Annotated in this window: 7 protein-coding genes; 5 read left to right on the top strand and 2 right to left on the bottom strand. The window is 58.3% G+C overall.

Annotated features, from left to right (window positions below; genetic code table 11):
* Positions 1 to 251 precede the first annotated feature (251 nt).
* Positions 252 to 1,562: an SMC-Scp complex subunit ScpB gene (gene scpB, locus Pla100_RS03280; RefSeq protein WP_146576203.1), complete on the bottom strand. Its 1,311-nt coding sequence runs from the start codon at positions 1,560 to 1,562 to the stop codon at positions 252 to 254.
* A gap of 79 nt (positions 1,563 to 1,641) precedes the next feature.
* Between scpB and Pla100_RS03275 the strand changes: the two genes are divergently transcribed.
* The 3 genes from Pla100_RS03275 (at position 1,642) to Pla100_RS03265 (ending at position 4,814) form a co-directional block, all read left to right on the top strand.
* Positions 1,642 to 2,325 carry a hypothetical protein gene (locus tag Pla100_RS03275; RefSeq protein ID WP_231602618.1) on the top strand — a complete coding sequence of 228 codons (684 nt, stop codon included), beginning with the start codon at positions 1,642 to 1,644 and terminating at the stop codon, positions 2,323 to 2,325.
* A 9-nt stretch (positions 2,326 to 2,334) separates the two neighbouring features.
* Positions 2,335 to 3,534 carry a cysteine desulfurase family protein gene (locus tag Pla100_RS03270; RefSeq protein WP_146576602.1) on the top strand — a complete coding sequence of 400 codons (1,200 nt, stop codon included), beginning with the start codon at positions 2,335 to 2,337 and terminating at the stop codon, positions 3,532 to 3,534.
* A 122-nt stretch (positions 3,535 to 3,656) separates the two neighbouring features.
* Positions 3,657 to 4,814, top strand: coding sequence for a helix-turn-helix domain-containing protein (locus Pla100_RS03265; RefSeq protein ID WP_146576202.1), 1,158 nt, complete (start codon positions 3,657 to 3,659; stop codon positions 4,812 to 4,814).
* Between the two features lie 3 nt (positions 4,815 to 4,817).
* Here Pla100_RS03265 and Pla100_RS03260 read toward each other — a convergent pair whose 3' ends face one another.
* Positions 4,818 to 5,714, bottom strand: a complete 897-nt coding sequence (locus Pla100_RS03260) for a DUF429 domain-containing protein (RefSeq protein ID WP_231602617.1) — start codon at positions 5,712 to 5,714, stop codon at positions 4,818 to 4,820.
* Between the two features lie 117 nt (positions 5,715 to 5,831).
* Between Pla100_RS03260 and trpB the strand changes: the two genes are divergently transcribed.
* Together trpB and Pla100_RS03250 are read left to right on the top strand one after the other, a co-directional pair.
* Complete coding sequence (gene trpB, locus Pla100_RS03255; RefSeq protein WP_146576200.1) at positions 5,832 to 7,058, top strand: tryptophan synthase subunit beta; 1,227 nt, start codon at positions 5,832 to 5,834, stop codon at positions 7,056 to 7,058.
* 63 nt (positions 7,059 to 7,121) lie between these two features.
* The gene (locus tag Pla100_RS03250) at positions 7,122 to 8,126 is read left to right on the top strand and encodes a class I SAM-dependent methyltransferase (RefSeq protein WP_146576199.1); all 1,005 of its coding nucleotides are present in this window, start codon (positions 7,122 to 7,124) and stop codon (positions 8,124 to 8,126) included.
* Positions 8,127 to 8,282: the final 156 nt, after the last annotated feature.

Genomic DNA, 8,282 nt, shown 5'->3' with positions numbered 1-8,282 from the left:
CCCAAGGTTGACGGGCTTTGGTCCTGGAATTCAGCGATGCACAATTGACGATCAAACTGAAAAAACTTTTTTTCAGCGATCGAACAATTGCGATTCAGGTTTGATTCCAGGACGCCAATGCAAACCGAGTCTTTGACGAAAATTTTTCGATGGGATCAACGACGCCACTTCGAATTGCTATCGCGTTACACGAACCAATCGAAATGGCGAAACAAGATTTGGGATGGATGTTTTTCGTAAACGAGTGAGGACTAGCCGTCCCATTCCTCGTCCTCTTCTTCTTCTTCCTCGTCGTCGTCCTCTTCCCAATCGTCGTCGTCTTCTTCTTCATCTTCCCAATCTTCGTCGGCTTCATCGTCGTCGACTTCTTCCCAACTCGCGTCGGCTTCGTCTTCGACTTCGTCCTCTTCGCTTTCATCCTCATCTTCGAGGTCGTCTTCTTCCTCGTCGTCCTCTTCGTCGTCGTCATCCCAGTCCTCGTCGTCGTCGACGAATTCCTCTTCGTCGTCTTCGAGGCCTTTTTCGAACAGGTCGTCTTCTTCGTCTTCGATGACGGCTACCGCATCGCTGAGGTCCGTAACGGCCGAAGGATCAAGCGGGCTTGCCACGGGGGCGGCGAGGGATTCGCCGACCGTGGTGGTGGCGAAGGTCGACAACACCGAATCGGTGGCGAGAGCGTCGGTCAAAGCGATACTCACGTCAGACTCCTTAGAAACAGGCGAACCGGAACGGGTGTCCGATTCTTGGCTTGGGGGAAATGGGGAATCGTCGCTTGAATCTGCGACGTCTGGAGAACCAGAAACATCATCACAGAATCCTCGCGAGTCAATCGCAGGAAGAGCGTTTATCGACGCCAATCCGCAAATTTGTAAAAAACGTTTCGTGGTTCCGTAAAGGTAGGGTCGGCCAAGGTCTTCGCTACGTCCACTGATCCTGACTAAATCGAGCGACATTAATTGACGCAGGATCTCGCCACAGGCAACGCCTCGTACCGCTTCGACGTCCGCACGCGTGACATCTTGGCGATACGCAACGATGGCGAGCGTCTCCATCATCGGCCAACTCAATCGAATCGCCGGCGGCAAAACCCCTAGTTTCCTCAACCAAGGACTGACCACCGCTCGGGTCATCATTCGGCTGCCTCCGGCAATTTGCTCGATTCGAATTCCTCGACCGTTGGAATCGTATAAATCGTTTAACTCCGCCACCAGGGTCCTCGCCTGGGTGGCATCCTCTAAATCCGCCAAAGACGCCAGTCGCCGGTAGTTTAGCGGCGATTTGGCGATCAGCAACAATGCTTCTACCCGGCATCGGGCCAACCCGCGATCGAGCGGCTCCCGCGAATCGCGTGCCTGAGCGACATCACCGTCATGATTTTCCGGTCGATCCGATAGACTCTTTGTCCCAGCCGTCCGAGTCGAGACGCGGAGTCTTACGGCGGTTCGAAGGATCGAATCGGCAGCGAGCCAAGAGCCGCCATTCGTCGCAGAAAGGGGCCCCGGCAACGAATTGGATCGGTGCCATCGCATCGAGCGTCGCCAGGGTGCAGAATAAGGAGTCATTCGATCATCATGCCCGAGTGATCCCGACGTCACCAGACCATTCCGAACGTTTCCTCGAACCGACTTACCACTCGCCGACATGAACGCCGCCGCCAAACCCGAACCGCCCCACCGCGCCGCTGGATTGGCCCGGTTCTGGGTGTTGTTGATTTCTACGGTCGTGTTGGCCGGCGTGCTGTTTTTGATCGTTCGTTTGGGCGGCTATGTCGAAGGCGAAGAGTTTTCGCCCACCCATTTTCGGTCACGAACGTTCACTTTTTACGAGATTCCGCTGATTCACTGGCAGATCACCCCGATTCGCCGCGACACTTCGACGCCGATGACGGCGCTGACACTGACCCAAAAGAATCTGATCACGCCACCGCCGGGTGAACCAACACTCTGGCATTTGGTTTCGCTGAAAAACGGCGGAGGCGAGCCGGTCCATGACGACGCGGCGTTGTTGATGAAACAATTGCGATACCACGCCGGCGGGGACTCGTACTGGAAAACGTGGACCAACGATCATCCCGAGATGGCCAAGGAACTCTGGCCGACGATCGGGAAACTGGCCGAGAGAGAACTTTACATCTTGTTGCCGCGTCTGTTTGAGATCGTCCGTCAAAGCGAGAATCCGGCGACGCTGCGATCGCTGGTTCGTGGTTATTTGCAGGAGGAATACAAAAGCCTGATTCGGGACATGCGCGACGCCGGACAAGATGACCTGGCCGACGCATTGGCAGCCGAAGCGGCATCGGACTTAACACCTTTGCCGCCGACTTGATTGATTCCTGTGATTTATCTCGACAACAACGCCACCACCGCCATCGATCCACGCGTCGCCGACGTACTCGCCGACGCCCTCGCCGCTGGGCCGCTTAACGCATCGAGCCAACATCAGGTCGGTCAACGGGCGCGGGCGAAACTCGATGCGGCCTTGGACCGAATCGCTCGCGCCCTGGGCAGCGATTTGACCCGCGTGGGGGCCGACCGGTTGATCGTGACCAGTGGAGGAACGGAAGCCAACAATGCGGCGATCTTTGGCATCGGCGACCCCGATCCGGGCAACCTCGTCCGGACGGCGGTTCTGGTCAGCGCGATCGAGCATCCGAGCGTCTTGGCGGCTGTGAAGCGATTGAGTGACGGCCCCTCGTCGCGACCGGTCGGCTTGATCGACGTCGATCGCCACGGCGTCGTGAAACTGGAACATTTGCAGGCCCTAATCGAACAACATCGCAGCGCCGGGCATGACGTCGGCTTGGTTTCCATCATGTCCGCCAACAACGAAACCGGCGTGATTGAGCCGATCGTCGAAGCCGCCGCGATCTGCCGGGCCGCTGGGATTCCGATCCACGTCGATGCCACCCAATCGATCGGTAAAGTCCCCGTCAATTTCCAGGAGTTGGGCATCGATGCGGCGACGTTCACGCCGCACAAGTTCCACGGCCCGGTCGGCGTCGGGTTTTTGTGGCTCCGCAGCGGCATCGAATTGCGACCCTCGCTTTTCGGTGGCGAACAGCAACTAGGCACGCGGCCGGGGACCGAGCCGGTGCCGTTGGTGATCGCCGCCGCGACCGCGACGGAGCTCGCCGTGGCCGAGCAGCCGGCCGCCGCCGCCAAAATGTCCCGTCTACGTGACCAATTTGAACAAGAACTTCAAAAACGCCATCCCGAGATCGAAATCCACGGTTCGCATGCCAGCGAACGATTGCCGTCGACCTCGTGTATGTCGTTCATCGGCGCCGATCGCCAAGAAATGCTGATGAGTTTGGACATGGCCGGCGTCGCCTGCAGCAGCGGCTCGGCGTGCAGCAGCGGCAGCAGCCCGCCGAGCCACGTGTTGACGGCGATGCGGGCCGGTAAACCGGCGATCGACTCGGCCTTAAGGTTCGGGATGTCAAAGTTTTCCACCGAGGAAGAGATTGCTAGAGCGATCGAGCTGGTTTCCCGAAAATTCAGTACCCGAACAGCCGTTCGAATTGTGGAAAACTAAGTGGAAAAGATGGCTAGTTTGGCGAGTTTTGCGTAAACTAATGCAGGCCCGGTGAAGGAGGCTCGGCGACATCCGCTAAGGCCTCGCTCAATCGTCAATCTTCAATCTTCATTCGTCAATCAATGGTCGCACCGACTCCCACCACCGTTTCCTCGTTCGCGTTGGAGCGTCCGTCGCTCCGGCGTCGACGACGCGAGACGCCGGTGGTGCAACCGGTCACTCCGTTGTTTTATTACGGCCGCGAAAACCGCTTGGCTGGATATGTTTGCGATCACTCGGTCGAACCGTTAATCGAAGTCGCTCGGCCGTTGTTGTTGGTCGGCCCTTCGGGCGTCGGCAAGACGACCCTGGCGCTTCACATCGCCCAACGCATCGGGATCAATTCGATTTGGGATTCGATCAACGCGGACGCCGAAACGGCGAGCGACGGGAACCCGGGCGTCACCAGCAAAGTGCTCTCGTCGCGAGTCTTGTATCAACCGGCGATCGACTTCGCCCGCGAGTTCGCTTCGTCGATCGATTCCAAAGACATGCCTCGGATGCGCCGTCGGCTTGACGAAGCGGTCGTGTGGGTGATCGATGATTTGCACGCGATCGCCGACAAAGCCCCCGCGCAAGAAGAACTCGCCGCACGCTTGGAAGCTCGCGACGCGGCCGGACGCATCACGATCGTCACCTGCCGGCGTTTACCGTCGGAGATCCGTGGTTTGCGTTCACCGTTGGTCAGTCGCACGTTGCCCGGATTGACCGTCACCTTGCATCCGCCCGAAGGCGAAACGCGTCACGCGATTTTGCGTGAATTGATGATGGCTCACTTGCCCGATAGTGATCCGGATTCGTGGCGGTTGCTCGATGGAGGATTGGATGCGGCCGTCACGGTGCGTGAATTGGATGCGGCCGTCAAGCAGGTCGCGATGTGGTGCCGCATGAACGAGTCGCCGGTTTGCGTCGAAGCGATCGAATCGGCGATCGGCAAGGTGGGTGCCAAGGAAGAGATTTCGATCAAGTCGATCACTTCCGCCGTGGCCCGCCACTTGGGCGTCAAGTCGTCGGACATGCGAAGCGGTTCACGTCGTCAAAACATCGTGCGAGCCCGGTCATTAGCGATGTACCTGTCGCGGCAGATGACCGAATCCAGTTTGACGCAAATCGGCGATGCGTTCGGTGGTCGAGACCACTCGACCGTCTTGCACTCGATTCGCAAAATCGAATCCGCGTTCGACGAAGACGCCACGCTCCGCCGCACCGCCGACCAAATCACCGAGCGTCTGACAGAGTAGAACTCAACAATAGACCCGACCTTCGATCGGGTATCGTTCGTGGTTGGCGATCGCGGAGTGGTCATCGCGGTACCACGACTGCCACGCGCCGACGCCAGCCAACACGGCGTCAATCGCATCGCCGCCGGGATTGTTCATCATCACCCGCCAGCGGTGATCCGAGATTTCGACCGATGAACTCAAGACTTTTAAGATCGCCCGCCGCGTTCGACGGCGGACCGCGTCGGGAGGTTGATCGCCGGGTTGTTTGTAATTTTGATGCGGCAGTGACCATCGTTTGAGCGTCGAGGACGGGCACGCTTCGACCACGACCCGGCGGACCGGGGACTTGGCTCGCCACGCATGAGCCTCAAACGGCATCACGGCGGTCGCGTCTTGGCCGGCGACCCGGGCCAGCACATCACGCATCCCATGAAACGTTTGGTAGATGATCCGGTAGTGATAACAATCAAACGGCGTCTTGGTTTCCGAATCGGTTAACCGGCGGATGTGCATGGCATTGCCAACAAGCTGGGCGGTTTTAACGAGATCGCGACCATACGACTTGGCATCACCGTCGTGCGAGCGAACGTGCTCCAGTTGGGACGGCCAATCATCCAATCCCAATTCGATCGGCAATCCGAACGGAAAGTCCATCCCCCACAGGGCGTCATGGCTGGCGAGGATCGAATCGGCCAGGAATCGGCATACGACGTCCCGTTCGTCGTCCCCGGCGGCCCGGCCGAGGGGGCGGAGGTCGTTTAATTTCAGCGGAGGCGAGGTCGTCTGGCCGGGATCTCCGATCACGTTCAACTCGGCGATCCACGCGTTCTTGCCGGCCAGTCGGGCGCCGCTGAAGTCGACGCCGAAGACGTTTCGCGGTCGAAAAGTACTAAACGGACGCTCGTTCGCGTTGACCAAGTTTTCTTCTCCAGTGACAATCGGTTAAACAAACATGAAAACGCCCCGTATCGGCTTGTAAGTCATCCACATCCCTGTTGCGACTCCCCATTCTTTACCCACTGCGAAACCCCCTTCATGAGTATCGCCGATTCCGCCACCGCCCACGCGTCCGCACAAGTCCCTGACCCGCAAGGTCGGTTCGGTGACTTCGGGGGGCGATTCGTTCCGGAGACGCTCACGCGAGCCCTCGATGAACTGTCTCAAGAGTACGACAACGCCAAGCGTGACCCTGAATTTCAACGCGAACTCGATGGTTTGTTGAAAACCTTCGTGGGTCGCCCCAGCCCGCTGTATCATGCCAAACGATTGTCCGATTCGGTCGGCGGGGCCCAGATTTGGCTCAAACGCGAAGACCTCAATCACACCGGCGCGCACAAGATCAACAACACGCTCGGCCAAGCCCTGCTGACCTTGCGAATGGGCAAGACCCGCGTGATCGCCGAGACGGGTGCCGGACAACACGGCGTCGCCAGCGCCACCGCGTGCGCTCACTTCGGATTGCCTTGCACGGTCTACATGGGGGCCGAAGACATTCGCCGACAAAAACCGAACGTCTTCAGCATGAAGTTGATGGGAGCAACCATCAGCCCCGTCGAAAGCGGATCGCGAACCCTTCGTGATGCGGTCAACGAGGCGATGCGAGATTGGATGGCGTCGGTCGAGAACACGCATTACATCATCGGCAGCGTGATCGGTCCGCACCCTTTTCCGATGATGGTGCGTGATTTTCAAGCGATCATCGGTCGTGAGACACGCGAACAGTGCCGAGACTCGTTCGACCGATTGCCCGATTGCGTCGTCGCGTGCGTGGGCGGCGGCTCCAACGCGGCCGGGATGTTTTATCCGTTCGTCGAAGACGAAGGCGTGCGGATGGTCGGCGTCGAAGCGGGCGGGCGGTCCAACGCGGATGGCGATCACGCCTCGCCGCTCTCCTACGGCAGTCCCGGAGTGCTGCACGGCAGCTACAGCTACGTGATGCAGGATGAAGACGGCCAGACATGCGATGTTCATTCGATGAGCGCCGGCTTGGATTATCCAGGCGTTGGACCGGAGCACAGTTATTGGAAAGACACCCATCGGGTCGATTACATCGACTGCCGCGACGACGAAGCCATGAAGGCGTTCGAACGACTCGCCACGACCGAAGGCATTTTATGTGCATTGGAAACCGCCCACGCGGTCGCCAAAGCGATCGAAGTGGCCGCGACGATGTCCGAAAAGCAACACTTGGTGATCTGTTTGTCCGGTCGTGGTGACAAAGACGCGATGGAAATCGCCCGACTTCGTGGCGAAGATTGGTAGTCCGCTTTTTTTCGCCCGCGTCCCTTTCACCTGACGCCTTCTTCGATCCTCAAGGAAGAATCCATGTCTGCGCAAGATCGCACGTTAGACCATTATCAAGAATTGATGACGATCAATGCGACGTCGCACGTGCTGCGTGCCGGTCGCCGATTGGGTGTTTTTGACCAACTCGCCGAAGGCCAAAAGACATTACCGGCGCTCGCCGAAAACCTGCAGATCGCGCCGGACCGGTTGTTGCTGTTGATCGAATCGTTGATCGCGATCGGGATCATCGAACAGTACCAGGAAGACTACGCGTTGTCGTCGACGGCCAGACTGTTGTGCCAATACGACGCTGACTTAGACGATGCGACGTGGGAGCAATTGGCCGATACATTGAAAACAGACCGCCCGACAGTCGATCGGGTCGCCGATGACGAGGTTCCTCAGCAGCGTTTTGATTCGATCGCGGCGACCCAGTGGGTTCATACGCCGGCCGCGATGCAGGTCGCCGAGATCTTGAACTTGGGACCGCCGGAGGAAGATTCTCCCGAAGCCGAGGTAGCCGCATTGGAATTGCTCGACCTCGGATGTGGATCGGCGGTTTGGAGCTGCGCGATGGGTTTTCGCGACCCATTATTGCAAATCACCGCGATCGATACCGAACCGGCACTCGTGGCGGCAAAATCAACGGCTACTTCCATCGGCCTAGGCGAGCGGTTTTCAACCCAGGTCGGTGATTTGTTGACGTGTTCCTTGAAGGCAGACACGTTCGACTTGGTTGTCGTCGCGCAGCGGCTTCACAGTTTGGCCGACAATCAAATCGAAACGGTACTACGGCGATGTCACGACACGCTCAAGGAGGGTGGCAAACTGATCGTCATCGATTCATTCCGAGGCCCCCACCGTCCGTCGCTCGCGGAATCGCTCGAAGCACTCCGCATGCAAGTTCAAACCCATCACGGGAACGTTCCTGACTTGGCCGCCGCGCAATCGCGGATCGAGCGTGCCGGATTCACCGGCGTGCAGTTTACCTTCATCGCGGCAAGCCGTTTGGGGCTCGGCTTGATGGTGGGAACGAAGCCATAGTTTCTTTCGAAAAGGTGTCTGATCCTCTATGGCGATACCAAAACAGCAACGAATATCGACTCGCCTCGAAAAAGTCTGCCTTCGTTTATATCACAACGGCTACGGCGAACTGACCTGCGTTCCGATCTGTTTTTTACCCAATGTTGCCAGCAGTAC

The organism is Neorhodopirellula pilleata (assembly GCF_007859915.1).
In the GTDB taxonomy this organism is placed as follows: Bacteria; Planctomycetota; Planctomycetia; order Pirellulales; family Pirellulaceae; genus Rhodopirellula; species Rhodopirellula pilleata.
The sequence above is the reverse complement of the archived record's forward strand: the minus strand, read 5'-3'. Positions and strand labels throughout refer to the sequence as shown.

What these genes read in the sequence shown, in the direction of transcription:
- scpB (WP_146576203.1), bottom strand. Translation starts at nt 1,562, where the DNA reads ATGACTCCTTATTCTGCACCCTGGCGACGCTCGATGCGATGGCACCGA.
- Pla100_RS03275 (WP_231602618.1), top strand. Translation starts at nt 1,642, where the DNA reads ATGAACGCCGCCGCCAAACCCGAACCGCCCCACCGCGCCGCTGGATTG.
- Pla100_RS03265 (WP_146576202.1), top strand. Translation starts at nt 3,657, where the DNA reads ATGGTCGCACCGACTCCCACCACCGTTTCCTCGTTCGCGTTGGAGCGT.
- trpB (WP_146576200.1), top strand. Translation starts at nt 5,832, where the DNA reads ATGAGTATCGCCGATTCCGCCACCGCCCACGCGTCCGCACAAGTCCCT.
- Pla100_RS03250 (WP_146576199.1), top strand. Translation starts at nt 7,122, where the DNA reads ATGTCTGCGCAAGATCGCACGTTAGACCATTATCAAGAATTGATGACG.